Source organism: Maribacter algarum (ex Zhang et al. 2020), assembly GCF_005885635.1.
GTDB classification, from domain to species: Bacteria; Bacteroidota; Bacteroidia; order Flavobacteriales; family Flavobacteriaceae; genus Maribacter_C; species Maribacter_C algarum.
On the sequence record NZ_VATY01000007.1, the window covers coordinates 40,250 to 67,038 of the forward strand.

Genomic DNA, 26,789 nt, shown 5'->3' on the forward strand with positions numbered 1-26,789 from the left:
TAAAATTAAAAGTAGGCACTTTTATATAATTGGGCTAAGCCTGTTTGTACTTTGCGCCTGCGTGGATAATAAGAAAACCATAGTGTCCGAAAAAAAAGTGGCGCCGAATGTGTTGTTCATTTCTGTCGATGACTTAAACAATATGTTGGGCGTCCTAAAAACCTATCCCAATGCGAAAACTCCCAACATCGATAAACTAGCCTCTAGAGGTGTTCTTTTTTCAAATGCCCATTGCCAAGCACCTTTGTGCGGACCATCACGAGCTTCAATAATGAGTGGTTTACGGCCTTCCACAACGGGCATTTATGGAATGATTCAAGATGATAAGATACGGTCGGATAATCCCGCAACGAAAGATATTATTTTCCTTCCCGAGTATTTTAGCAACAACGGCTATCATACTATGGGAATTGGCAAATTGTTCCATAGTCATGCACCCGAAGGAATGTTCGATGAATCTGGAGGAAGGGTAGCACGGTTTGGTCCTTACCCAGACGAACGATTTGTATGGGACGGTTTTGGCACATCGGATAGAAAAAACTACGGTCGTACGAATACCGATTGGGGTGCATTTCCTGAAGCGGATTCGCTTATGCCAGATCACCAATCTGTAGATTGGGCAATCAATCGGTTGAACAAAAAATACGACAAACCCTTTTTTATGGGTGTTGGTTTTTTAAGACCCCATGTACCGCTATACGTACCTCAAAAGTGGTTTGATTTGCATCCGTTGGATAGCATAAAAACAGTTCCTTACGAATCGGATGATTTAGAGGATGTTCCGCCTGTGGCAGTGCAAATCAATGATTTGCCCATGATGCCATCAACGGATTGGGCGATCGAAAGAGGGGAATGGCCTAAAATCATTCAAGCCTATTTGGCCTGTGTCAGTTTTGTGGATTACGAAATTGGTCGCATGTTAGAAGCTCTTGAAAACAGTGAACATGCGGAAAACACCATCATCGTATTTTGGTCCGATCACGGATATCGATTAGGGGAAAAAGGCACTTTTGCCAAACATGCCTTATGGGAATCAGCTACAAAGGCACCTTTGCTGTTTGTTGCTCCCAATCTTCCGAAAGGAAAAGTCATTGACCAACCTGCAGAAATGCTTTCTATCTACCCCACCCTATTGGAATTATGTGGGCTTCCAGCCTATGAAAGAAACGAAGGCAAAAGTTTAGTGTCTCTAATGCAAGGGAAAAACAAGGAAACTTTTGTGGCCATTACGACCTTTGGCATGAACAATCATACAGTGAAATCAGATCGCTTCCGTTATATTCAATACGAAGATGGCGGTGAAGAGTTTTACGATCATAACAACGATCCGAACGAATTTACCAATCAGGCTAAAAACCCTGAATATCAGGATGAGATGGCCGCATTAAAAAAGTTATTGCCAAAAGCGAATGCGACCTGGGATCCGAACTCTTCCTATAACTTTCAACCATACTTTGTGGAACAAAAGGCAAGAACCAGTGGCGCTAAGAAATAAGTTGTTGCCCTAATGTTGATTCAGAAACAATGGCTTCCGTTGAATTGCTTTGAATCAAATTATAAATTCATCTTTTTCAACTCATCGGCAGCGTAATTGGCGGCTCTTGCTGTCAACGCCATATAGGTCAACGAGGGGTTTTGATTACCTGCGGAGGTCATACAAGCCCCATCTGTAACAAACACATTAGGCACTTCATGCAATTGATTGTATTTATTCAATACCGAAGTTTTTGGGTTGCGCCCCATTCGAGCAGTTCCCATCTCGTGTATTCCTCCGCCCATGTACGAATCTCTATATGTTGCACGAACATCTTTAAAACCTGATTTTTCGAGCATTTCTTGGGCCTGGATTATCCAATCCTTTTTCATGAGCTTTTCATTTTCTTTGAACTCAGCATCAAATACAATGGTGGGCAAGCCATACTTGTCTAATTTATCATGATTGAGGTACATCTTATTTTCATGATACGGTAGGACCTCCCCAAAGCCTAATAAATTTATTCGCCATTCACCAGGTTCCAATATTGCTTTTTTGAGGTCTTGACCATAAGCCGCTTCGGCAACCATAGTCCTGTAGTCACTGCGACCTGCGCCACCTTGATACCCGTATCCCCTTATAAAATCTACTTTCTCAGATTTCGAATTTACATTTCTGAATCTCGGAATATAAATCCCATTGGGTCTTCTTCCACTATAGTACTTATCTTCATACCCGTCTATTTTAGCGGTTGCACCAGATCCTAATTGATGATCCATGATGTTATGTCCCAATTCTCCGCTAGCATTGCCCATTCCATTCGGAAAAGCTTCCGATTTCGACTGCATTAAAATAGAAGTAGAAGCCATAGAAGAAGCACATAAAAAGACGATTTTTGATTTAAATTCGATGATTTCCTTTGTTTCCGTATCTACAATACGCACCCCGGTCGCTTTCCTTTTATCTTTATCATAAACAACCTCAAATACAATGGAATTTGGTCGGAGGGTCATATTTCCTGTTGCCTCGGCCATCGGCAATGTTGAGGAATTTGAACTGAAATAGGCACCATATGGGCATCCTCTTTTGCAACGATTTCTGTATTGGCACGTTCCCCTACCCGCACCTGGTTTTGACCCTTCGGTAATGTGCGCTACCCTTCCAATGGTCAAGACGCGATCCTTATAATTTTTTGCAATCCCCTTTTTTAAATGCTCTTCGACGCAATTCAAATCCATAGGTTTTAAAAACAAGCTATCGGGCAGTTGTGGCAAGCCCAATGCTTCCCCGCTGATGCCCACATGTTTTTCTACGTATTCATACCAAGGCTTAAGGTCTTTGTATCGAATGGGCCAATCGACCCCGATACCGTCTTTTGCATTGGCTTCAAAATCGAGATCGGACCAACGATAGGTTTGTTTTCCCCAAATAAGCGAACGACCACCAACCTGTGTACCTCGAATCCAATCGAAACGCTTCACCTCATCATAGTCATAGTCTTCATCCTTATTAAAAAAGTGTCGTGTTGCTTCATTAAAACCCCAGCGGGATTGTTTTGGGTACTTGGCCAAAACCTTTGCCGGCGTCTTTCCTCCATTAGGCATGTCCCATGGGTCCAAATGCATGGTTGTATAATCCACAGGATGCTGCACCATTCTGCCTCGTTCAAGAACGAGTGTTTTGAGCCCTTTTTCGCACAGCTCTTTAGCTGCCCATCCACCACTTATTCCGGTTCCGACTACTATCGCGTCAAAAGTTTCTCCAGATGATTTTATTTGCATTTTTTATTATTATTTCATGAAAAAAACTTCTTCTAAGGGTATAGATACAGGTGAATTATCCGGATTGACCTCCATGATATCCGACATAAAATTCCACCACTTTTTCACAATTGGGTTTTCAGCCAAATCTTGGGAGCCTCCTTCGCCAGTTACTTTTTGAAAAGCGAAAAGGGTATGTGTGTCCTCATCAAAAAAAATGGAATATTCACTGACTCCAGAATCTTTAAGCAGTTCCTTTAATTCTGGCCAGATAGCATTATGCCTTTGGGCATAAGCTTCTTTTTGACCAGGGTTTAGCTTCATTTTGAAGGCTAGTCTTTTCATATTCTTAGTTTAGTCATCCATCTTCAGTATTTCACTACCCGCCAATAAAAAAGCTCCTGTGCCGAAATTTTGCCAACTGTCAACGCTTGCCGGTTGCGGGTCAGCACCAATATTTTGCACCCAACCTACCATTCCGGTATCTTGTTGACACTTTTCTAAAGCAGCCCAAGCTTTATAAACTGAGGACACATACTCTGATTTATCTAATATACCGTTATTGATTCCCCAAGCAAGGGCAAAGGTGTAAAAACCACTTCCACTAACCTCACCATGGTCAAAAGATTCTGGCGAAAGCAAACTAGTGCGCCAGAGGCCGTCTTCAGGTTGTATACTCTTGATTTTTGCCGCCATTTCTTTGTAAAGATTTAGGTAAAAATCTCTGTGCTTATAATCTTTTGGCATATCATCAAGAATAAGAGCAAGCCCACCAAGAACCCATCCATTACCGCGTGACCAGAATATTTTTTTTCCATTTTCTTCCTTTAAATCATCCGCATTCCCTTTCCATTGATAACGCGTGTCTCTTGCAAAAAGATGTTCTTCTTTGTTGTAAAGAAGATTATAAGTCTCCATGTAATACTTGTGCATTGTATCTAAGTGATTCATTTCACCAGTATGATTTGCGTACAACGTAAGCATTGGTGGCGCCATAAAAAGCGCATCACACCACCACCACAGTATATTCTTTACTGGGTCTTTATCCGTACCATCTCTCCACTTGTTGGGTTCGTACAAGTGTTTTTGGATAAAGGTTTCGGTTGGCTTCAAATCCACGTAATTTTTACGCGTATCGTTCATCACCAAATAGAGATAACCATAGGAAACCGTTACATCATCTGCATGAAAGTAGCGGTCGTATGTATTCCACTTGTTCCGATAACCCGTATTTTTCAGGGCTGCAAGGAAAATCTGATTCTGGGTTGTCTTATGTGCCCGTGCGATTCCAACTTGGTATGCTCCATTGGTCCAATCCGTAGGTGCGACTGCGAATATGGGGTGCGCTTCTTGCCACTCCATGGCCCGCACCATGGCCTTTTCAATTTCTTTATTGTTGAATTGTTGGGCAGAAACAGTGTAGACACATAGAATTCCGATAAGAGATATGGTCACTAAGTTTCGGAAAGTCTGATTTTTTTTCATTGTATTCTTCTTAAAGTTACGTTCTATTTTTCAAGTCTGAATTGGGCTGAAACCCCTTCTTTGGATGAAGTGCCTATCATAACGGTGTAATCTCCAGCTTCCCATATTTTTTCCATTTTGGGTCCGGTGAATTTCAGCATCTCGGGAGTTATGGTAAAAGTTACGGATTTTGATTGACCTGGGTCAAGTTCAATTTTCTCGAAGCCCTTCAACTCTTTATCCGGCCGAGTTACCGAGCCGATTTCATCTTTTAAATAGAGTTGTACCACTTCTTTGGCTTTCATTTTTCCGGTATTGGTTACTTGAACACTTACCGTTATTTCGGTGGAGGGTGTCATGGTCATACCGGATAATTGTAATTCGCTATATTCAAAATTGCCGTAGCTCAATCCATATCCAAAAGGAAATAACGGGCCATCCTCCAAGAACAAGTATCCTTTTTTATTGTTGATTTCCTTCATGCTATAGTGAAAAGGTAATTGCCCGATAGATCTCGGAATGGTCACCGGGGATTTCCCTGAAGGGGAAACTTCCCCGAAAATAATTTTGGCCGCAGAAGAATCGCCGAATTCGCTCAGGTCCCATCCGTCTAAAATGGCATCCGCTTGTTCGGCGATTGTGTTAATGGCGAGTGTTCTTCTATGCTTTAAAACTACTATTAGCGGTTTTCCAAGAGCCTTTACCCTTTTAACCAATTCATCTTGCGCGCCAACAGGTTCAATGGTCGCTCGATCTCCAACAGCATTATTGAAATAGGCTTCCTTTGCCGTAAATTCATCTCCACCCAAGAACAAAATGGTCATATCCGATTCATTGGCAACATCGACGAGTTTCTTGATTGTTTTTTCATCGGTAGGCAACAAGCTAGGTGCCCCTTTGTCACCATCGGTCAATTCAAAGCCCTTGTCTGCCACAAACGAAACGTTTTCTCCTGCAACGGATTCAAAAGCGGCTTGGGTTCCTTGATATACCAGTGGCCCCAAGAGTGCAATCTTTTGATTCTCCCTTTTAAGTGGGAGTAAATTGTTTTCATTTTTTAAAAGGATGATAGACTCCAAATCTGCTTGTTGCGCAAGCTCCAAAGATGCAGTTGAACGAACTTCTTTTTCCACCTCTTTAATATCTATATAAGGATTGTCAAAGAGACCTAAAATCATTTTTGTTCGCAATACACGCCTTACGGAACGATCTATCATTTTTTCAATGCTTGGGTCTTTTTTTACCATTTCAGGCAAATACGCATAGGAGTCCTCAGCATATAAATCTACATCGATACCGGCAACCAGACCCATTAAGGCAGCCGCTTGAGGACTTTCAGCAACCTTCATAAAATAAAAAAGACGAGCAATGTCATTGGAATCGGAAACCACATACCCATCAAAGCCCCATTGGTCACGTAAAACACCTGTCAGCAATTCTTCATTCCCATGAGTCGCAATTCCATTCAAATCGCCATGCGACGCCATAATACCCAGCGTGCGCGCTTCTTTAACGGCAGCTTCAAAGGGCGGGTAAATTTCATCGATTAAGGTTCGTGGTGATATCTCTACCGCCGCAAAATTGGAACCTCCAAGTACTTGTCCATATCCTGCAAAATGCTTGGCAACGGCACCGATATGTGTTCCGTTACCTAAACCTTCGTAATTACCTTGTACCCCTTTTATTGCGTTAATGACCATTTGGGTGGTCAGGTAAGTATCTTCTCCAAAGGCTTCCGACATACGTCCAAAACGAGGGTCTCGGACGATATCAGCCTCAGGGGAATGGCACATATGCATGCCGCGTAAACGGGCCTCCCGACCGACCACATCCCAAATTCGATTTACCAATTCAGGATTGAACGATGCCGCGGAAGTTATCGGTCGACCAAATTTGGTACATCCCTCGGCATCTACCCCATTATATGACTCCGTAACAAACAAAGCTGGAATGCCCCATCGGTTGCTTTTGATAATATACTTTTGTAGTTCGTTGTTTAGCTTGGCAGCAGCCAAGGGTGAAATGTGCTCTCCAGGATTTTTAATTCCCGCTATACCCAATTTTAATTTTTCAATAACCCGATCAGACAGTTCCAATTCACCTTTTTCATTGGCTCCAACCCCTATATTGGCGTGAAAAATCCGCATCTGGGCAACCTTTTCTTCCAAAGACATTCTTGGCAACAGATCTTCTACCCTTTCGTTTATGCGAAGGGACTTATCTTGAAAGGGCATCCTTCCCTTTTGTGCATAACCAGCGCCTAAACTAATTAGCACCAGTATAAGGGATAAAATTTTGTTCTTCATTTTCAATAATTCATTTGTGGACTAAAATACCACTATGAATAAATTAAGGTATCCTGCTCTGTCGTGTTAGGAATCTAAATTGGATATGCTAATTATGCTGGTAAATGAGAAATGAAGCCATCCAACAAACCATGTAAATAAGAAAAATTTCACCAAAATTATTAAGTACAGGACAGTACAGGATAGTACAGTACAGTGCAGGATGAACATATAAACGGACTCCAATATTTTTGACCATATTCAACGATAACTCATTCCTTAAATAAACAACTGTATGAAAAAAACAAAATCAACTTCAAACAAAATTTGGACACCGTTCCTGACTTTGTTGTTTGCATTCAGCTCGATGGCTGTGTGGTCTCAGCAAACCGTTACAGGTACAGTATCGGCAGATGACGGGCCTCTACCAGGAGCCTCGGTCGTGGTAAAAGGAACTACAACTGGGGTCAGTACCGATTTCGACGGTAATTTTACCATTGAAGCAGGTCCTGATGATACGCTTCAATTCTCTTACATCGGATATGTGGCCCAAGAAATCTTGGTTGGCACACAAACTCAAATCAATGTAACCTTAGCACCAGGCAACGAACTAGATGAAGTTGTTGTCATTGGTTATGGAACGCAACGTAAATCTGATTTGACTGGTTCCGTCGCATCGGTAAGTGCTGAAGATGTAGCGGCTATACCTGTTTCGAGAGTTGACCAAGCTTTACAAGGTAGGGCAGCTGGTGTGCAAGTTACTCAAGTTAGTGGTGCACCTGGTGCGTCTACTTCCATAAGAGTCAGAGGTGGTAACTCCATTCAGGGTAGTAACGAACCCCTTTGGGTTGTGGACGGTATTATAGTAGGTACGAATTTCAACCTAAATAATATAAGTGCCAATGATGTTCAATCCATAGAAATATTAAAAGATGCCTCCTCAATTGCTATATATGGATCTAGGGGTGCAAATGGTGTGGTATTGGTAACCACTAAAAGTGGTGCCCGTGTAGGCGGGGGTAAACCTCAAGTAAGTGTAGGTTTATATACAAGTATGCAAATGGTACCTGAGCAACCAGCGTATTTAAATCAAGCACAACAAATAGATTATACAAATCAAGATGCCATAATAAGAGGTGTAGCGGAGCCATTTCCAGGAAATCCATCGGACTACCCAGATAACGACTTTTTTGACCTTTTGCTAGGCCCATCACCTATATATAATGCAGATGTTTCTATAGCTGGTTCTTCAGAGAATGGAAATGTTAATTATTACAATTCGCTTAATTTTTTCGATCAAGATGGTCTTATTGAGAATTCAGGAATAGAAAAATATATTTTTAGATCTAATTTGGATTTTAAGTTAAGTGATAAATTAAAGGCAGGTCTCCGTATTAATTATTCAAGAATTAAACAAGAGAATGGTGTTGTTGGCTACGGCGGTCTTCTGGGTATTTTACCAACCCAGCCCATATATAATGATGACGGTTCTTTTAATGGGGCTAATGAAGTAACAGGTAATCCTTTTAACAACCCCGTTGCAACGTCACAATTGGATATAAATGAAACTACGGCAAGCAATTTGTTAGGAACGGTTTATTTAGAGTATAATCCTATTGAAAATTTAACTATTCGTTCTACTTTTAATCCCGACATTACCAATTCTAAAAACAATCGATTTACGTCTAGTCAAAGACCAGATTTACAAACGGGTGACAGTAATGCTAGGATAAGTACTACATCTATTTTTAATTGGAATAACGAAAATACCATTCAATATTCTGGAGATTTTGGTGATAAACATAATTATACACTACTTGGTGGTGCCTCTTTCCAGAAAGATGTTACCGAAACCACTTCGGCCCAAGCTTTTGGGTTTACTACAGATGCCACGACATTCAACTCTTTGGGACTAGGATCTGATCCGTCAAGAAATATAGTAACTTCTGGTTATAATCAAAGAACCCTTGTTTCCTTTTTCGGCAGGCTTAATTATACCTTTGATGACAAGTACTTACTAACCTTAGTTGGAAGAAGTGACGGTAGTTCTGTATTTGCTCCCGGTAATAAATATGAATTTTACCCATCAATAGCTGCTGCATGGAAAATTTCGGAAGAGGCATTTATGGAAAATCAAGATATCTTTCAAGATTTAAAGTTAAGAGCCAGTTATGGTAAAGCTGGTAACCAAGCTATTGGGCCTTATAGGACTTTGGCGCTCTATTCTGAGGGTAATACCTCCGTTAACGGTGTTGAGGTTCCTGGAGCGGTCTTAGGAAGACCAGCAAATCCTAATTTAATTTGGGAAACAACAACATCTTTTGATATTGCTTTAGAAGCTTCACTTTTTGGCGGCAGGCTCTTTACAGAATTTAATTATTATCAGAAAGAGACCAATGACCTGTTATTGGATGTTACCATACCCAGACAAACAGGTTATTCAAATCAATTGCAAAATATCGGATCTTTAGAAAACAAAGGTTGGGAATTTTTACTTAATTCTAGGAATATCCAGAATGAAAACTTCAATTGGAATTCTACCATAACCTTATCTTCCAATAAAAATAAGATTTTGGATCTTGGAGGAGAGGAGTTTATTGACGTAGTGGTAGATCAGATTTTAGGTGCAGGTAACTTAAGGTTAATCGTTGGTGAATCGGCGCCAGTATTTACAGGAGCACAGTATTTAGGAACCTGGAAAAGTCAAGCAGAAATTGATGCTTCGGGGCAAGATCCAGCAACAAATTTTGTTGGTGGTCCAAGATATCAAGATACAGATGGAGATGGCATCATATCCAATGAGGATTTTGAAGTGTTAGGTAATCCATGGCCAGATTTAATTTATGGATTTGAAAACAATTTTTCCTATAAAAACCTTGATCTAAATATTTATATACAAGGAACGGTTGGTAATGAAGTTTTTAATCGAAGAACGCGTAATAGCTTTTTCATTCGCGGAGAGCTTCCAAAGTATGCAGAAGTTGCTGATTATTGGTCGGCTGATAACCCAACATCAGATGTTCCTAGACCAGGGTTTGTTGAAGGTGCATACCAACCCAACTCCTTTGATGTTGAGGACGGTACGCATCTGCGTTTAAAAAATGTGCGATTGACCTATAATTTCCCAGTGGAAAAAATGGGATGGAATGGTGTAAAAAACATGTCACTTTATGCAACTGGAACTAATTTGCTACTATTTTCGGATTTCAGATTAATCGATCCTGAGTCAAGTAGTTATGGTCGAAATGGTTTGGGTAATCTTGCTCAAGGATTTTCAAATGGGGAATATCCAAACGCTAGAGTTTTAAGTTTAGGCCTTAACGTAACTTTTTAAAAAAAATAGATATGAAAACAAAATATATAGTACTATACCTCCTCATAATAACCTCATTTGTAGGTTGTGAGAAATTTTTAGATGAAGACCCAAGAGATATTATTGCTCCAGAAAATTTTTTTGCTACCGATTCGGATGCAATACAAGGTATTACGGGTATATACTCCGTAGTTAAAAATAACTCTATTTACGGACAAGCTGGGTTGGATAATTGGTATGACAACGGGGTCGATATCATAGAGCCAAATCGATCACATCCAATATTCGAGGTCATGGGTAATTACACTTTAAGTGCAGTCACTGCCGATGCATCAAACCAACTAATGAGTGTATCGGATACTTGGCAAAATCTGTATAGGGTTATCCTAAATACAAATGTTATAATTGACAGGGTTGATGGAAATGAAGCCATTTCAGCAGATGTGCAGACCGATGTTATTGCACAGGCAAGATTTCTACGTGCGTTGGCTTATTGGCATATTACCAACCTTTGGGGTGATGCACCTTTTTATACAGAAGTTCTTACACTAGAAGAGATTGGTTCACTAGCAAGAACTGATAAAGAAACTATTTTAGCCAGTGTATTGGATGATTTGGCATTTGCACAAAGCAATTTGCCGTCTGTAATTCCAGATGATGAAAGGGGTAAAGCCTCTAAATGGGCAGCAGCTATTATTGAAGCAAAAATACATATGAAAGCCCAAGATTGGCAAGCAGGATTGAATAAATGTTTGGAAATAATTAACCAATCCTCACATGCGTTATTGCCAACTTATGCCGAGGTTTTTGATCCAGGCAATGAATACAATGCGGAAATTATTTGGTCTTTGGATTTTGCCAAGGATATTACAGGTCAATTTGAGCCAGCCTTCCCAGGTCGTTCATTTGCAGGTAATAATTATTGGAGACCAAGTCTTTTTAACCCACGTATTAGGGATGAGCCAGTTAATTCAGATGATAGGCAACTTTTAAGGGATGCATTGGCGGCCAATGGAGAGGAATTCAATGGTACTGGACTTCAGATAGCATCAGTAGACTTTGTCAATAAATTTCCTATGAATGATTTACGAAGACCTCTGAATATCATGGGTGATTACGAGGGTATTCCATTGAATCACACTTACATGCCTAAATTTATGAATCGTAATTTTGAGACTTCGCCACGTTTTAATCACGGAGATAATCGATTGGTATTTAGACTTGCAGATGTCTATTTAATGGCTGCCGAGTGCGAAAATGAACTGAATGGCCCAGGAAATGCATACCAGTATATCCACCCGATTCGCCAGCGCGCTTATGAAACACAAGCCGAATGGGAACTTGTCGGGTTAAGCGCACAAGAGTTTAGAGAGGCTATTTATGATGAGCGTAAATGGGAGTTGGCAGCGGAAGCAACAAGAAGATATGACTTAATTAGATGGGGTATCTATTTGGATGTTGTTCGCAATGCTGAATTTAAAACGTATACTCCTAATACGAACATACAAGACCATCATGTTTTGCTGCCAATTCCTTTAAATCAGTTGCAGTTAAACCCGAATTTAACTCAAAATCCGGGTTATTAAGAGTCAAATTAGCTTTGTTGGAATCAGACCCAATAAATAATGGGTATCGCTAACCATTAACTGAAAAGATTTAGAGTTCAACGAAATCATAGATTGTTAGTTTGAGTTAGTTTTGAAAATGGGGTAAACGATATGTTTGCTCCATTTTTATTTTATTGATATTGCTAGTTTTTAGGAAAGCAGTATGGTACAGGACACCATAACTAATCCTGAAGGCTATTTTTAGGCGTGGTAAATAGCACGTGAATAAATTTTATTTCATGAAAAAAGCAATACAATTCGGATTCTTGTTAGTGTGTCTGACACTAACGACATCCTACTCCTTGAAAAAAGACGAAGTCGTCAAACTTGTATGTGAATATCATAAAAACCCTGTCGGCATTGACGTAGAAAAACCCCGACTAAGCTGGCAAATTATTTCAGAGAGCCAAAATTGGATGCAATCAGCCTATGAAATACGGGTGGCCGATTCTAAAAAGGAGCTACAAAGCGGTAAGAACCTTATCTGGTCTTCGGGCAAGGTAGAAAGCGACCAGTCTGTAAATGTGGTGTACGTTGGGCCAGCACTCAAATCGATGCAACGGGTATATTGGCAAGTCCGGGTTTGGAATAATAAGAACAAGGCCTCTTCATGGAGCGCCCCTGCTTTTTGGGAAATGGGAATTTTAGACAGCTCACTTTGGACTGCCTCCTACATTGCCATGGAGGACATTACTACCGAAAAGAAATCGCACCCGGCCCAATATTTCAGAAATGAATTTAAGACCAGTAAACCAATTAAATCGGCTAAAGTACAGGTTACCGCATTAGGTCTTTATGAATTGTACTTGAATGGGAAAAAGGTTGGTAACGACCTTTTTACACCAGGATATACTACCTATAACAAAAGACTGCAATATCAGACCTACGATGTTACGAATATGCTTCAAACAAACAATGCCATCGGGGCTATCGTAGGCGATGGTTGGTATCGCGGCAATATCGGTTGGAAGGGCGACTATGCCTTTTACGGGAAACAATTGGGACTATTGGTACAATTGAACATCAACTATACCGATGGTACAAGCGAAACTGTTGTAAGCAACGGCGATTGGAAAGCTTCGTACGGACCAATCTTAGAATCCGATATTTACAATGGCGAACTATATGATGCCCGTTTAGAAATGGACGGCTGGGCGGAAAGCGGATTTCTGGACGACCAATGGACAAAGGTCCAAATCTTAGAACATTCGAAAGAAATTCTGGCTGCTCCACAAGGGCCAGCCGTAAAAGCTATTGAAGAAATTAAACCTAAGGAATTGATTACAACACCAAAAGGAGAAATTGTATTCAATCTAGGTCAGAATATCGTTGGCTGGGCCCGTATGAAAGTTAAGGGAAAAGCCGGAGATAAAGTCACCCTAAAATTTGCCGAGGTTTTGGATAAAGAGGGTAATTTTTATACCACCAATCTTCGGGCGGCCAAAGCTACGGATACCTACATTTTAAAAGGGGAAGGTGAAGAAGTTTTTGAGCCCCATTTTACCAATCACGGGTTTCGTTACATTCAGGTTATCGATTATCCAGGTGATTTGAGTCTTGATGACATTACCGGAGTCGTCATCCATTCCGATATCAAACCTACTGGTAATTTTACCACATCCGACCCTATGATAAATCAGTTACAAAGCAATATTCAGTGGGGGCAAAAAGATAATTTTTTGGATATTCCTACCGATTGTCCACAACGGGACGAACGCGCCGGTTGGACGGGAGATGCCCAAGTGTTTAGCATGACGGCTGCCTATAATTTTGATGTCGCTGCCTTCTATACGAAGTGGTTAAAGGATTTGGCTCTAGACCAGCATGAGAATGGGTTAGTACCTAATGTGATTCCAGATATTCTAACGGGAGCCAAAGGGGTTGCAGCCAAGGGAGGTGCAACAGGTTGGGCAGATGCGGCGGTTATTATTCCTTGGACCGTATACCAATCTTATGGAGACAAGCGCATTTTAGAAGAGCAATATGAAAGCATGAAGGGCTGGGTCGACTATATGGCCAAAGAATCGGGCGATGACTATTTATGGAACAATAACAAGCATTGGCATTGGGGCGACTGGCTCGCCTTTGACGCCAACAATCCTGCGTACAATGGTTCTGTTACCGAAAAAGATTTGATTGCAACGGCTTACGCCTATTACTCGACAACCTTGTTGAGCAAAACTGCGGCTATTCTAGGTAAAACAAAAGATGTTGATAACTATAAGGCCTTAAAAAAAAATATAAAAGAAGCTTTTGTAGAGGAGTATATCACACCAAACGGAAGGTTGGTATCACACACCCAAACGGCCTATGCCTTGGCACTTTCATTTGATTTAATTCCCGAAAACCTAATCGAAGAAGCAGGAGCATATTTTGCGCAAGATGTGGAGAAATTTGGGCATCTGACCACAGGGTTTTTGGGCACTCCCCTACTCTGTACCACATTATCTAAAATAGGTCGTGACGATTTGGCCTTTATGTTACTGAATCGAAAGGAATTCCCCTCTTGGCTCTATCCTATCACAATGGGTGCAACCACCATTTGGGAACGCTGGGATACCCAAAAACCAGACGGGACCATCATTGAAGGTATGAACAGTTTTAACCATTATTCGTATGGTGCGGTTGGTGAATGGATGTATAATTATATCGGAGGATTGCGCATAGACCCTGAAAATCCGGGATACAAGCACATACTTTTTCATCCACATCCTGGCGGGGGACTAACTTCTGCCAATGCGGAATTCTTGTCCGTTTATGGAAAAATAAAATCCAATTGGGAAATCAAGGGCAATGATTTCAGCTATGAAATAGTAATTCCTGCGAACACGACTGCCACAATCACTTTGCCTGAAGCCGAACTGGAAAACACTATTTTAAACGGTCGTAAACCAAAATCTGATGTACAAAAAAAAATGAAACAAACTGATGATGGCGTTGTATTGGAGTTGGGCTCGGGTACCTATCAGTTTAGCTATCCTGCAAATAACTTAAAGTCATAACAATATTTTAATTGCCTTCAACGATTTCACTGGGTTCGAATCCTATTCGATGTGCTTGGGTCACAATTCTTGCTTCTCTTGGAAGCTCAAATGGCTCTTGATAAATAGTCCAAACTTTTGGAACTGTTCCACTTTTAGGAATGATTTTATACCCCAAAGAAGCTCCTGGAGTTTTTGAACTAATAGTGATTTTTCCTTTGGAAGAAACAATGGTCGGCTCTAAAGTTATAGGCTTGGTTTTTTCACCCTTCCATAATTTTGCAATGAGTTCTTTTTCCGGTAGGTTGGGTTCGTCGCCTATTGCATCCAACCATCGATCCATCTCAGTTCGCAGTTCATTTAGTTTTTCCGCATGTTCAGGATTCTTGGCCAAATTATGGAGTTCAAAGGGGTCGGCCACACAATCGAATAATTCCTCAGCGTCTTTACTGCTTCTAAACCACTGGGCTTGAATACTATCCAAATTTCCCTCTTTACGCAAGCGCAACAAATCTTGCATAGCAGGTATGCGTTCCCGATATTCAACTGGCAAATAATAGCCTTGGTTAGGCCTATAATTCCTAATGTACTTGAATCGTATATCGCGGACCGCACGAATGGCATCCGTAAAGCCATCAAAACGGTCCGCCGCCGCGTGAATGTACTTTCTCTCTTTCTTTGCTTTATGGTCTCCTAAAAAAGCCTGCCCTTGCATATATTCTCGAGGGGTTATTCCAATAAGGGAAAGTAAGGTAGGTGCGAAATCAACAAAACTTACCAATTCATCATTTCGAGTTCCAGCATGCAATTGATTTGGAAAGCGGATGATCATCGGAGTGTTTAATCCCGTATCATAAATCAGGCGTTTTTCCCTGGGTAAGGGTCCCCCATGGTCTCCGTAAAAAATGATGATGGTGTTTTCTAAGAGTCCGTCATCTTCCAATTGTTTTAGAACAGCACCGACTTGTCTGTCCATCTCAGCAATATTGTTGTACAATTTCCACATATCACGGCGAACGAGTTCGGTGTCAGGTAAATACGGCGGAATGTTAAATTTAGTGTCTTTAGAAATATGAATCGGTGTGTCTTCTTCGGCCATTCTGTTTTGAGCCTGCGAGGCTCCATAATTCTTCCATTTATAGTTGCGATCGCCCGATTGGTAATGCCTTGTTTCAATTTCTCGATAGCCATAGGGTTCGAACAACCCAGATTCATGGGTCTCAGTAAAATTGAAAATCGAAAAGAAAGGTTGGCCTTTGTCGCGATTGTGCCAATGCGCATACGGACTACTTTCATCCCAAGCCGTTACGGGTGCCTTGAATTGGTAATCTTCTTTGTAGTTATTCGAACAATAATAACCGTTCATACGGAGTAGTTCACTAACCATGCGGGCTTGCAGAGGCGGAATCGCCGCGTATTTAGGTAGGCCGGTCTCCTCGGTATTTGAAGTGGTACGCATGTGATTCGCACCGATGCTGGAAGGATACATTCCCGTGGTGATTGCAGCTCTACTCGGGGCGCATACACCTGAGGTCGAAAATAAGTTTGGATACACCACCCCCTCTTTAGCCAAACGACTCAAGTTAGGTGTTACGATGGTGGAATCTCCAAAAGGTGGAATGTACGGACCCATGTCTTCGGTAACTAGCCATAAGATATTTGGACGTTTTGGCAATTCTGCTTTTACTACGGCTGTTGAATCTATCTTTGCATCTTTGTTCTTTGTTTGACAGCCCAGGCTAAGTAGAAATATTGTCAAGACCCCTCCAAGAAATTTAGTGCTACGTTTCATCTGTAACTAATTTATGTATTATGCAGTGTTCTACGGTTTTTCAATTTGACTTAATTAACGATATACACGAGTTCTATTGCAATCTGTAGTCTTGAAACAAATCTTTTGCTTTAAGATAAATGAGTTGTTCTTCTTAAACAAACCTAGACTTATTTGTTCGTTTTTTAATCCTGTGGTGTCATGGTATGAACTTCTGCTATACATGAGTCAGAAGCCAATTCAATTGGAAGAGGCATGAATAGTCATTCTTTCAAAACTTTACTTATGCTTCGGTATACCACAGGATAGTTTAGAACACCTATTACCATAGTTTAGCTAAACAAAAGCTCTCATCGATATGAAAAAATCAAAGCGCCAATACCCGATTATCTTAACACTTTTGGTATCCTTTTTCACAACTCTTATTTCATGCCAATCGAATAATGAACCAGCTGAAGAGAATGTCATCAACAACCCTGAGCAGGTTGATGCCAGTGATGAAGAAATAGGCGAAATTACCATTTGCACAGACGCCGGTACAAACACGGTAAGAGAAACAGATATAGCCAACCCCGTCAATGTAGGAACTATTGATGACCGAAGTTGTTACGCGAACTACAAAGAAGAAAATTTTAATGGTACTGTTTGGGGCGTATACAATATTACACATGAATCAAATCATTTAGATGCCCCCAACACACTACAACCCAGAATAGAACGCTCATTATCAAGGTCTCAGAAAACTGGTGTTGGCAGTTACGCGAGTTTTAAGGGTACCGTGCGCATACTAGAAGTTGGTAATACCGAAGATGAAGGTAGCACTGGTTCGTACATTATGCAAGCCAAAGGCAAGCACACGGGTGGTGGTGGTTCAAATGACCCTGCTATTTGTTTGTACCTTGCAAAGCCCGTATACGGCACCGATGAAAATGGCAATCAGGTACAACAATCATTTGACGTATTCAGAGAACAAATAAATTATAGAGGAGGTTCAGGAGCAGAGGGTAGAGACATTGTTTTTCTTACCAATGTCCAAAAGAATACACCCACTGAAATTGAATTGGAGGTCGGATTTGAACAAGACCCCGAAGATGCCAACAAAAAAATACACTATGCCAATGCAAAAATTGGCGGCACGGACTTCAATTGGAATATTCCTGAACCTGAGAGAGGAACCCAATCTGGAATTCGGTACGGAGCATATCGCGTTAAAGGGGGACGGGCCCAAATTAGATGGGCGAATACGACTTACGAAAAAAACGAAGTGGATTAGTAGTTTTATACGTACCTCGAAAAAGCATAGTTGATTCGCTTGTTAAAAATTGAAGTGAACAGCGTGTCTGAAAGAACGTTTCAGGATTGCTTGATTGCAACAATTTCCACCGAGTAGTCTACCTAGTGTGTTCATAAGAGTTACCGTTGGAGATGCCGCGCTAGTTTTTGCCTACGTAGTTCAACAATAGATGTTTTACATCGAGCACGGTTCCTAGCTTAAGACCACCATTCGTAGCTCCGGTAATCCAATAGAGTACCATACCCGCATCGGAGCAGTCCCATTTTCCTTTTTGAAAAGTGACCACGTCATCGACTTCTGCGATTTTTCCCAAAAGCCATACCCATTGTATTCTGGAATCCGAATGGTTTTTGGCCCAATCCCACTTTTCAAGGGACACTTTTAAGTTGACATTTTGATCGGGAATACGGACTTCCTCAACCCCAAAATCCAAAATCTGTTGCCAGGTATAAAAATCACCGGCGTCATCATTGGCAGGATGATGCGTAACCACCTTGACATACTTGTGTTTTGCTTTTTTGGAAGCATCCAAAGCGAGCCCTATGATATCCGGTTCACCAGCTTCAACAATCCATAAAGGATCTTCTGCTGTTGAGGCATTAATTGCCTTTACCAAATCTTTCACGGTTTCATCTTGTTGCCATTTGGCATCGAAAAAAGTCAAGTCGTCAAAGCCACCCCACCGCCTTGCGGTCACATCACAGGCCGTCTGCATTAAGGCATGTCTTTCTTTCTCAGCCCTTTCAGAAATACGTTCAACCCTCTCAAGGTCACAGCTATGGGAATAGTGTGCCAATCTGTCTTCTAGTCCCGTCGCACGAAGTAAGGAGATGGAAACTGCCGTACCTCCAAGATCATCAGGGTCGGGCGAATTACCATCTGCAACGATCGCAATACGCCCTGCAGGTGGATTTATCGAAGGCATTCCTGTAGTATCAGACATCGAAGTATCATCTAAAACCGCATTTTTAACTGCTTCACCTTTACCCACTGGGGTAAAAATGAGTCCGGCCCAACGCGCCCTCGCCCACTCTTTGCCATCGGCACTTCCGATTTTTGCGGTCACAGTGATATGGTCTCCTTTTTTCAGTTCAACGTTGTTCCATACCTCATTGAAATTACTGCCCTCGTCGAACATTTTTAGGGTCGTTTCAGGGGAAAAAGAACCCAATTCCGTATCGTTAATAGCCACGGTAAAATTGGATTGCCCATCGTTTTCACCAACTCCAACGAACACTACATCATACACACCACTTTTAAAGTTGAAGGTTGTTGTAGTCTTCGCTTCCTTTTGTTTATTTGGATTAATGGCAAGCCATCTTCTTCCGGCATCTCTATAAAATCCCGTTCCCTCGACTGGAAAATCATCCACTGGCAAGGTTTTGTTTTCAACTACAGAAGTGCCTATTCGCTGAAAATAAGATGGTTCTGGCCAATTGATTACCACCCGCGGCCCATTATCCTTGGGAACGTAATTCTTGTCCTTTGTCAAAACGAATTTGTCAAATTCAAAACCATCTTCACGCATGCTGAATTGTATGTCATGAATACCGCTTTCTACGATATCTAAATAGATTTCGTGAGGTACACCGCAATGAATCTCTTTTGTTCTTTGTTTGCTGGCCCAAGTCCATTCATTTTTTCCATCGCACCATTGCATGCGCTGGCCATGCCCCGGCCACTTACCGTTCAATCCCACATGAATCCCGTTATCTTCACCGCCTGTGCTGAATGCCCGTACCCAAACATAATAACGACCTGGATCATTGATTTTTACCTTGTAGTGTAGCATAGCCATTTTGCCCGGTTCATTGGAAAAATTCTCACCTCGAATCAAGGAATCAGCATGGGTTACGCGAGTGTCTGGTAATATTTCCATATAAGTATGGTTACTTGCACTACTACCATGGTTTTCATCTTCATCGCGCCCAATTTCCGGTGTTTCATGCCTTGTCGTACGATACCATTGGCGCATTTCAGATTTACTTTGTTTGTAGAAGTATTCGGCCTCTATCGCAACTTGGCCATTCTTTTCTTCAAAGACATTGTTTTTATCAATTATCGGAGCTGTGAATTTGGTTTCTTGGGCATTGGATTTTAACCCAAATAAGATCAAAGCAATCATTCCAAAAACTAGTAGCTTAGTGTTCATTTTCATTTCTTTTTAATTCCGTATTGCTATACAGTACTTAGCGTATAGCAATTTTTTGTTACCAATGCTCAATCACAAAATAATCTTCTTTCTTTAATGTATTAAGCAAAGAATCAGGAATAGTTCTAACAGTGTTGTTTTGGTCTAGCTTAAATCCTGTGGCAGTTAGTATTGGCATGTTCCCCAATTCATCGTTCAAGAAATCACCTTGTTCTTTCATCCAACGGAACATTTCCTGTCGCAGCCTATTTTTTATTTCCTGTAATTCCGAATCCTCGATAAGATTCTTTTGCTCAAAACGGTCATTTTGTATATCATACAATTCCTCAAAAGATTCATCTTTAAATTTTTCCGCACCCCTTCGAATAAAAACATTGACGTTTTCCTTATCTCCTAAATTTTTATCCAACACATCAATCGAATTAAAATTCCTGATGTATTTGTAGCGTTTATCTCGAATCATTCTTGACGGAAAAACTTCAGCATTCAGGATGTTCTGATTTGTTCTGACACCATACACATATTTATGAATTTCCATATCCTGCCCTTTAAGCAGTGGTAAGAAGCTTTTGCCATCTAGATCAGATGGGGGTTTGCCCCCAGCCATTTCAATAAATGTGGGGAGCACATCTGTGTAGTGAATCAATTGATTCGATGTCGTCCCCGGTTTTACGATATCTGGCCATCGCACTACAAATGGAACTTTTAAACCAACGTCTTTTACCGTGAACTTTCCCGATACCCCGTGATCGGCACTATAGATGAATAGTGTGTTTCTATCCAGATATTGATCTACTAAATCTAAAACCAATTCCAGCTGTCGATTGTCTTCCTCAATACTTCGATAATACCCGGCTTTCATTTTAACGAAGGACTCATCATCTTTTTTGTGTTCATTAAAGGGATAGAACTTGATATTTTCAGCTTTTGCGTCAGGGACATCAAAATACTTTCCGTGGGGATATTTTGACGTAATGAACATGCAAAAGGGCTTTTTCGCCTGTTTAAAATAATGGTCAATACTGTCTACGGGAATATATTCTCTTGGAACTCCTTCTTTTGGAACAGGCTCCCATTCCCTATTCCAATCGTAAACACTCGCTGGTTTGACATGGCTCTTTCCTGCAAGTACTACTTCGTAACCTAATTTTTGCATGTGCGATGTGACACTTGTTATATCAGGCTTTGATTTGGTATGATTGGCAAAGCAACCATTTTTGAGCGGGTATTGACCCGTGAAAAGTTGCGCCCTGCTCGGGGCACATATAGCTTGTGCCGTAAAGGCATTTTCGAATAGCATACCTTCTTTCGCCAATCGGTCTAGTGCCGTCGTATGTACCTTCTCATTCCCATAGCATCCGTAATCATATATATCTTGATCGTCGGCTAAATAGAAAACGATGTTTGGGCGTTCAGCTTGAGCAGCCGTACTAGATTGCATGGCCGTTACATCTTTCTCGGTATTCTCTTTGCAGCCTACGAAAGCGAAGGTGCAGCAAAGAAGCAACAATTGTATTCCGATACCCTTTTTCATTTTATGTATAGCATAGTTCTTGCCAACCCATGACAATCACTTATTAAGAAAATCTTTGCCCCATTTTTCTCTCAGCTCAATAGCTAATTGAGAGACGAGTGCTTTGTATTCTTCCTTTTCAGCCAGATTAATTAATTCCAGCGGGTCAGTTTTATGGTCAAACAACATCCGCTCATAGGCGATGCCCTTGTCATTGGTCCATTCCGTATAGAAGTAGTCTCCCTTTATCAAGGTTACAGCATCCTTAAATTTAGATACCGCATAGTTTTTTGTACGTTTCTTTCCGTTAATAAGCGGAACAAAACTCTCACCCTCTAGTTGGTTCTCAGGCATCTTTAATCCGGCCAGTTCTACTAGACTGGGGTATATATCAACAAACTCCGTGATATTGGGTACATGCCGTCCATTCGTTTTTCCCGGGACTTTTACAAGTAAGGGGCTATGCAGCGAAGTTTCAAAGGTGCAATGTTTGCACCATAATTTGTGCTCTCCCAAATTCCATCCGTGATCTCCCCAAAGTACGACAATGGTATTTTCGGCGAGGCCCTCTTTTTCAAGTTCATCTAACAGTTTTCCAATTTGTGCATCTACAAAACTGACACAGGCATAATACCCTTGTATCAATTCTTTGGCCATCTCAATAGGCAACGCACCTTTTTCGGGGATATTGGAATAGGTTCTGAGTTCGCCAAAATTATGAAATGCTTTTGACGGTGTCGTCTTCGGTTGTTGATAGCTTTCCGGGAGGCTTACGGTTTCTATGGGATACATATCCCAATACTTTTGCGGTGCATTAAAAGGCAAGTGTGGCTTCATAAAACCCACAGCCATAAAAAAGGGCTTGCCGGCTTCCTTCAGTTTCTTAAGGTCAGCTATGCCTTTAGCAGCAATTTTACCATCCATATACTCGCTGTCTTCGATACGAGCCGCTTCAAAAGGATTGCCGCGTTGTTTCCGGGAAATCAGTTCTTTATTATCTGGATTGAAATAATTCAAGGTTTCTTTGCTAGGTCTCCAAACCTCATCCCAGTCGCTCTTGCTATCATCGGGAACATGCAAAACCTTTCCGTTCGAAATTGTTGTATAACCATGGGTCTTGAAAAGTTTGGGCAAAGTAATCGCCTCCGGCACTTGTTCATCGATTCGGGTATCAAAAGTCAAAAATCGATTTCTAGTAGGTCTTACTCCGGTTAAGATACTTGCCCTCGACGCTCCACAGGTAGGAACGCTGCAATAGGCCCTATCAAAAACCAAGCTTTGTGAGGCCAATTTATCAAGGTTAGGGGAATGAATATGGGTCGCACCATAAAAATTGAGTTCCGGTCGTAAATCATCAACCGCAATGAACAAAATGTTCGGTTGCTGTTGTTGAATCTTTTCTTCGTTCTGCTCCTTTTGTTCAGCTTTGCAAGCCAGAAGAAAAATACTTGCTAGAACGAAAAGGATTGCACATCTCATAGTTAGTCAACTTCTAAAACGAATTGATTTTTAACTGAATGGTATGCTTCCCTGGTGAAAGTCTGATGGACTCAAAAGCAGACGGCACTTTGTCTCCATTGTGAATAAAATCTTTTCCTTCAAGATTGTTTAAGGAAAATTCAGCCACCATGTTTCCCGGTATTTCGATTTCGTAGGTTTGAAGCCTAGGACCGTTATGAGTATATTTTCCTTTGATGGTGCCTCGTACTGTCGGCACCTCAATGGTACTCGACTTCAACTTGCTCATCTGTGGCTTGATCGTAGCTATTCCGAATCCGGGAGTTTTTGGTTTTATTCCCCACAAACCTCTTGGAATTACATTTGCTGGTACAGCACCCCAAGCATGGTTCCAATCCAGATTGTTCTTGTATTTATTATCCCATGCTTCCAAGGTAATCGTCGAGCCGATACGAATCATATTGTACCAACTTCGATCAGTGGTATCAATCAATAAATCTAATGCATAGTCCGCCTCTCCTGCGTTATAAAGTCCGTCCATTAAAAACTGAGATCCATATACACTACATGCCATACCTCTGGATTTTACGAAGTCAACCACCGACTCAAAGTGTTCTTCTGGCACAAGACCAAAAGCCAATGGCATCATGTTGGCATGTAAAGAGGAGTGGTCCGTACCAATTCCATCTACATAAACGCCACGTTCGTTGTCAAACATTTGTTCATTGACCGCTTTTTTAGCCTTTGCCGCTCGTAGCTCAAAGTCTAAAACTTCTTGTGTCTTGCCAAGAATACGAGCAAACTCGGCCATAATCTTCATATTTTCATAAAAGAAAGCGTTAATAACCGTGCTATAAGGTTTGAAGACAAATCCATCCCGTTCTCCGGGTGTTGTGCTACCGTTAAAGTTTGCTGGCGGCCAATCTACAATGTCGGTCAACGGTTTTTTATATCCGTCAGGAAAACCTAGTTTACGCATAAAATCTCGATCGACTTTTGTCGAGGTAATCAATCCATCTTCATTGGACAATTCGTAGAGTGATTTGTGTTTTAAGGCATCGTAATAACGTTCTATTAGTTCGGTATTACCCGTATACATGTAATCCGCATGGATTAATAAAGGCACATGCTGCTGCCATTCGGTGGGCCATGTCGGGTTCTTCATAAAATACTCTATGGTACGTCTACCTATGGCAAACTCCCTATCAGTAGTATAGTGGCTCAATTGATTTAAATACGCATCAGCCTCATAGGGAATACGCTCTCTATCTCCGTCAACATATAGACCATTAAATGTTGTGGTTTTGATAGAATATTTACATAAATCCCATACCTGATTCAAAATGTCATTGTCGCTTTCAAAGCTACTAGCGCTGTCATCCCAATAGGTATGGAACGCCAATTGTTCAAAATCTTCGGCAGTCAAAGTTTCTTGGGTGCCTTCAATTTCAGCATATCGAAAGGGAACCAATGGTGGAAAACCATCTGGCAGTTGAATAGCTTGATTGGCCCTTGTATTTCGTTCGTTCTTTTGTACCTCTATTTGGTATTTCGTTTGACCTGGTTTTACTTCGACCTTTAATTCTTGGTATCGGATGTTGCTTTTTGCCGGTGGAGTTCTATTTACATTTCCCTCCTCGTTTATCATTTCCCCAACTCGTATCGTCAGTGTATGCGGTGTTTTTGCATCATAAGTAAAATCCATCGTTGCAAAAGCGGCCTTCCCAAAATCCACAAAATAGAAATCGTCTCTTTTTTCAAATAATACCGGTTTTACTTTAGTAGTAACGAACTTATTTTCGGTCGATACAATGTAGCTATCGCTTTTTCCTGTAGTAAATGTTTGTGGTTCGGAATAGTCTACCAAACGATTTTCCTCTTCCCAAATCCTAACTTTCCAGTAGTATGTTTTGCCAACTTCAAGGGATTCGCCCGCATATTCTACATCTGTGGATGCATTCGAGGCCACGCGCTTGCTATCCCAAATATCACCATTGTTACTATCGATAATCGATTGACTCGATGCAACCAAAATTTGATAGGCAGATTGAAATTTTGAACCTATGGGTACTGTCCATCCAAACTCTGGCTGTAAATCGAAAATTTTAACTTCGGTCTCTGGCGCCCTTATCAATTCTACAGTCAAATCGGTTGGAGCCGCTCGATAGGCATCGCTGTTTTTTGCAATCAAAGCATCCGTGGACTTTCTGAAGGCATTAAGTTTTTGTGCAAAAGTCGGGTCTTTTGCAAGGTTATTGATTTCCTGAGGGTCTTTCTTTAAATCGTATAGTTCCTCAATGGTTTTATCGTTTATGTAACGAAAATATTTCCAGTCTTTTGTGCGAATTCCTTCGCTGGGCGGAATGTTTTCAAAATCCCAAATATGTTCAATCAAAACGGTGTCACGTTTAAAGTCTTTTGTCTTATTGCTAGCAATGGGCATCAAGCTTTTACCTTGCCAAGTTTTCGGTTGTTGAATTCCCGCCAAATCTAAAATAGTGCTGGGTACGTCAATATTCAGGGCCAAGGCATCGCTATCTTTTTGCTTCTTTTGTCGCGGGTCAAAAACGATAAGTGGCACTCGAACAGAGTTGTCATACATGAGCCATTTACCTGCAAATTGTCGTTCTCCTAAAAAGTAACCGTTATCACCCATGAGAATGATAACCGTATTTTTATCAAGTCCTTTCTTCTTGAGCTCATTTCGAATTTTAGCAATCTCACGATCAATCCCGGAAATCATTCTATAGTATCCTTTAACACTGTGCTGATATTTTTCGGGCGTATCATAGCGCCATGTCCAACGCAATCGATTAAAACCATCGCGTACTATTTTTGGCTGTGCTTCAAAGTATTTATCCTCACCGAGTTCCGGACCTGGCATCTTCATATTTTGTAACAAAGCCTCTGATTCTTCTTGCCAAAAATATTGATCCTCAGCAGGGTCATGGGCATGGGGTGCACTAAAACTTAAGGAAAGACAAAAAGGCTTATCCGTTTTTGTATTAGCGATAAAGTCAATAGCCTTTTGCCCAGTATATCGGGTTAGGTGTACAGAATCTTTTCCTAAGGTCTTGTAGTAGTAACCTCTTCTGTCAGGATATTGATTGTTCCGATCATACGATTCGTACGTATCAAACTGCTTTTCCAAATCGTCATATCGAACACCATATTTACCATAAAAACCGGTGGTATACCCATTGTTTTTTAAGATTGTTGGATACGAATGGGCCATGTAGGATTCTCGAATATTGCCCGTCTGGAAATTAAAGTTATGCGTCCGTTCGTAAAGCCCTGTTAATATGCTGGCCCTACTTGCAGCACAAATAGGCGTAGTAACCATGGCATTTTTAAAATAGGTGCCTTCTTTGGCCAGTTTATCCATTTCCGGAGTGGAGATGAGTTCATTACCTGCATAACCCAAGGCACTGTAACGCTGGTCATCGGTAAGAATAAAGATGATATTGGGTTTCTCGGCTTGTACTTGTGCTCCTTTTTGAGCTTTTAGCGGAAGTATACAAACAAATAAAAGGGCGACTACTAGTGTTCTCATTCTCATGGATTCGTTGTTTCCCAAGTTATATTTTCTGTTAGAAAAAATAAAACCAGGCGGATATAAAAAGGCTTCCTCAAACTTATATTTTAAAGAGCCTTTACCCATCCTGTGCTGTCCTGAAAACAATTTGTGTCAATTCAACCCATTCCAGCCAATTTTTT

At 41.0% G+C, this 26,789-nt stretch carries 14 protein-coding genes; 5 read left to right on the forward strand and 9 right to left on the reverse strand.

The features are described from left to right. The first annotated feature begins 82 nt into the window (after nucleotides 1-82). Entirely contained in the window at nucleotides 83-1,495 is a 1,413-nt protein-coding gene (locus FEE95_RS21535) for a sulfatase (protein WP_238474640.1), read from the forward strand. 59 nt (nucleotides 1,496-1,554) lie between these two features. On the opposite strand, the gene FEE95_RS21540 is transcribed toward FEE95_RS21535, so the two are convergent. Genes FEE95_RS21540 through FEE95_RS21555 form a run of 4 tightly spaced genes read right to left on the reverse strand, consistent with a single transcriptional unit; the run spans nucleotide 1,555 to nucleotide 7,004 of the window. Beyond that, nucleotides 1,555-3,255 (reverse strand): GMC oxidoreductase, encoded by a 1,701-nt coding sequence (locus FEE95_RS21540; protein WP_138660118.1) that lies wholly within the window; start codon nucleotides 3,253-3,255, stop codon nucleotides 1,555-1,557. Nucleotides 3,256-3,264: 9 nt separating this feature from the next. Next, nucleotides 3,265-3,579: an L-rhamnose mutarotase gene (gene rhaM, locus FEE95_RS21545; protein ID WP_138660119.1), complete on the reverse strand. Its 315-nt coding sequence runs from the start codon at nucleotides 3,577-3,579 to the stop codon at nucleotides 3,265-3,267. A gap of 9 nt (nucleotides 3,580-3,588) precedes the next feature. Beyond that, nucleotides 3,589-4,719, reverse strand: a complete 1,131-nt coding sequence (locus tag FEE95_RS21550; protein ID WP_138660120.1) for a glycoside hydrolase family 88/105 protein — start codon at nucleotides 4,717-4,719, stop codon at nucleotides 3,589-3,591. A 23-nt stretch (nucleotides 4,720-4,742) separates the two neighbouring features. Continuing rightward, nucleotides 4,743-7,004, reverse strand: a complete 2,262-nt coding sequence (locus FEE95_RS21555; protein WP_138660121.1) for a glycoside hydrolase family 3 N-terminal domain-containing protein — start codon at nucleotides 7,002-7,004, stop codon at nucleotides 4,743-4,745. 274 nt (nucleotides 7,005-7,278) lie between these two features. On the opposite strand from FEE95_RS21555, the gene FEE95_RS21560 reads away from it, so the two are divergent. The 3 genes from FEE95_RS21560 to FEE95_RS21570 all read left to right on the forward strand — a co-directional run bounded on the left by FEE95_RS21560 (nucleotide 7,279) and on the right by FEE95_RS21570 (nucleotide 14,905). Further along, on the forward strand, nucleotides 7,279-10,317 hold the full coding sequence (locus FEE95_RS21560; protein ID WP_212748474.1) for a SusC/RagA family TonB-linked outer membrane protein: 3,039 nt from the start codon (nucleotides 7,279-7,281) through the stop codon (nucleotides 10,315-10,317). Between the two features lie 11 nt (nucleotides 10,318-10,328). Next, a complete protein-coding gene (locus tag FEE95_RS21565) occupies nucleotides 10,329-11,882 on the forward strand; it encodes a RagB/SusD family nutrient uptake outer membrane protein (RefSeq protein WP_138660122.1) in 1,554 nt (517 codons plus the stop codon). 260 nt (nucleotides 11,883-12,142) lie between these two features. Continuing rightward, entirely contained in the window at nucleotides 12,143-14,905 is a 2,763-nt protein-coding gene (locus tag FEE95_RS21570; RefSeq protein ID WP_138660123.1) for a glycoside hydrolase family 78 protein, read from the forward strand. Nucleotides 14,906-14,912: 7 nt separating this feature from the next. On the opposite strand, the gene FEE95_RS21575 is transcribed toward FEE95_RS21570, so the two are convergent. Continuing rightward, a complete protein-coding gene (locus tag FEE95_RS21575) occupies nucleotides 14,913-16,676 on the reverse strand; it encodes a sulfatase family protein (RefSeq protein WP_138660124.1) in 1,764 nt (587 codons plus the stop codon). A gap of 337 nt (nucleotides 16,677-17,013) precedes the next feature. On the opposite strand from FEE95_RS21575, the gene FEE95_RS21580 reads away from it, so the two are divergent. Next, the gene (locus FEE95_RS21580) at nucleotides 17,014-17,928 is read left to right on the forward strand and encodes a hypothetical protein (protein WP_138660125.1); all 915 of its coding nucleotides are present in this window, start codon (nucleotides 17,014-17,016) and stop codon (nucleotides 17,926-17,928) included. Between the two features lie 160 nt (nucleotides 17,929-18,088). Here the strand turns inward: FEE95_RS21580 and FEE95_RS22265 are convergent, their stop codons facing one another. From FEE95_RS22265 to FEE95_RS21605, 4 genes are read right to left on the reverse strand one after another with little or no spacing between them, the layout of a single operon-like run. Continuing rightward, complete coding sequence (locus FEE95_RS22265; protein ID WP_212748475.1) at nucleotides 18,089-20,101, reverse strand: hypothetical protein; 2,013 nt, start codon at nucleotides 20,099-20,101, stop codon at nucleotides 18,089-18,091. 58 nt (nucleotides 20,102-20,159) lie between these two features. Further along, complete coding sequence (locus FEE95_RS21595; protein ID WP_238474641.1) at nucleotides 20,160-21,635, reverse strand: sulfatase family protein; 1,476 nt, start codon at nucleotides 21,633-21,635, stop codon at nucleotides 20,160-20,162. Nucleotides 21,636-21,671: 36 nt separating this feature from the next. Next, the gene (locus FEE95_RS21600) at nucleotides 21,672-23,093 is read right to left on the reverse strand and encodes a sulfatase (protein WP_138660126.1); all 1,422 of its coding nucleotides are present in this window, start codon (nucleotides 23,091-23,093) and stop codon (nucleotides 21,672-21,674) included. A gap of 13 nt (nucleotides 23,094-23,106) precedes the next feature. Beyond that, nucleotides 23,107-26,625: a sulfatase-like hydrolase/transferase gene (locus FEE95_RS21605; protein ID WP_138660127.1), complete on the reverse strand. Its 3,519-nt coding sequence runs from the start codon at nucleotides 26,623-26,625 to the stop codon at nucleotides 23,107-23,109. Nucleotides 26,626-26,789: the final 164 nt, after the last annotated feature.

Excerpts from the sequence above, each read along its gene's own strand:
- FEE95_RS21540 (WP_138660118.1), bottom strand. The coding sequence starts at position 3,255 with ATGCAAATAAAATCATCTGGAGAAACTTTTGACGCGATAGTAGTCGGA.
- rhaM (WP_138660119.1), bottom strand. The coding sequence starts at position 3,579 with ATGAAAAGACTAGCCTTCAAAATGAAGCTAAACCCTGGTCAAAAAGAA.
- FEE95_RS21550 (WP_138660120.1), bottom strand. The coding sequence starts at position 4,719 with ATGAAAAAAAATCAGACTTTCCGAAACTTAGTGACCATATCTCTTATC.
- FEE95_RS21555 (WP_138660121.1), bottom strand. The coding sequence starts at position 7,004 with ATGAAGAACAAAATTTTATCCCTTATACTGGTGCTAATTAGTTTAGGC.
- FEE95_RS21560 (WP_212748474.1), top strand. The coding sequence starts at position 7,279 with ATGAAAAAAACAAAATCAACTTCAAACAAAATTTGGACACCGTTCCTG.
- FEE95_RS21565 (WP_138660122.1), top strand. The coding sequence starts at position 10,329 with ATGAAAACAAAATATATAGTACTATACCTCCTCATAATAACCTCATTT.
- FEE95_RS21570 (WP_138660123.1), top strand. The coding sequence starts at position 12,143 with ATGAAAAAAGCAATACAATTCGGATTCTTGTTAGTGTGTCTGACACTA.
- FEE95_RS21575 (WP_138660124.1), bottom strand. The coding sequence starts at position 16,676 with ATGAAACGTAGCACTAAATTTCTTGGAGGGGTCTTGACAATATTTCTA.
- FEE95_RS21580 (WP_138660125.1), top strand. The coding sequence starts at position 17,014 with ATGAAAAAATCAAAGCGCCAATACCCGATTATCTTAACACTTTTGGTA.
- FEE95_RS22265 (WP_212748475.1), bottom strand. The coding sequence starts at position 20,101 with ATGAACACTAAGCTACTAGTTTTTGGAATGATTGCTTTGATCTTATTT.
- FEE95_RS21595 (WP_238474641.1), bottom strand. The coding sequence starts at position 21,635 with ATGAAAAAGGGTATCGGAATACAATTGTTGCTTCTTTGCTGCACCTTC.
- FEE95_RS21600 (WP_138660126.1), bottom strand. The coding sequence starts at position 23,093 with ATGAGATGTGCAATCCTTTTCGTTCTAGCAAGTATTTTTCTTCTGGCT.
- FEE95_RS21605 (WP_138660127.1), bottom strand. The coding sequence starts at position 26,625 with ATGAGAACACTAGTAGTCGCCCTTTTATTTGTTTGTATACTTCCGCTA.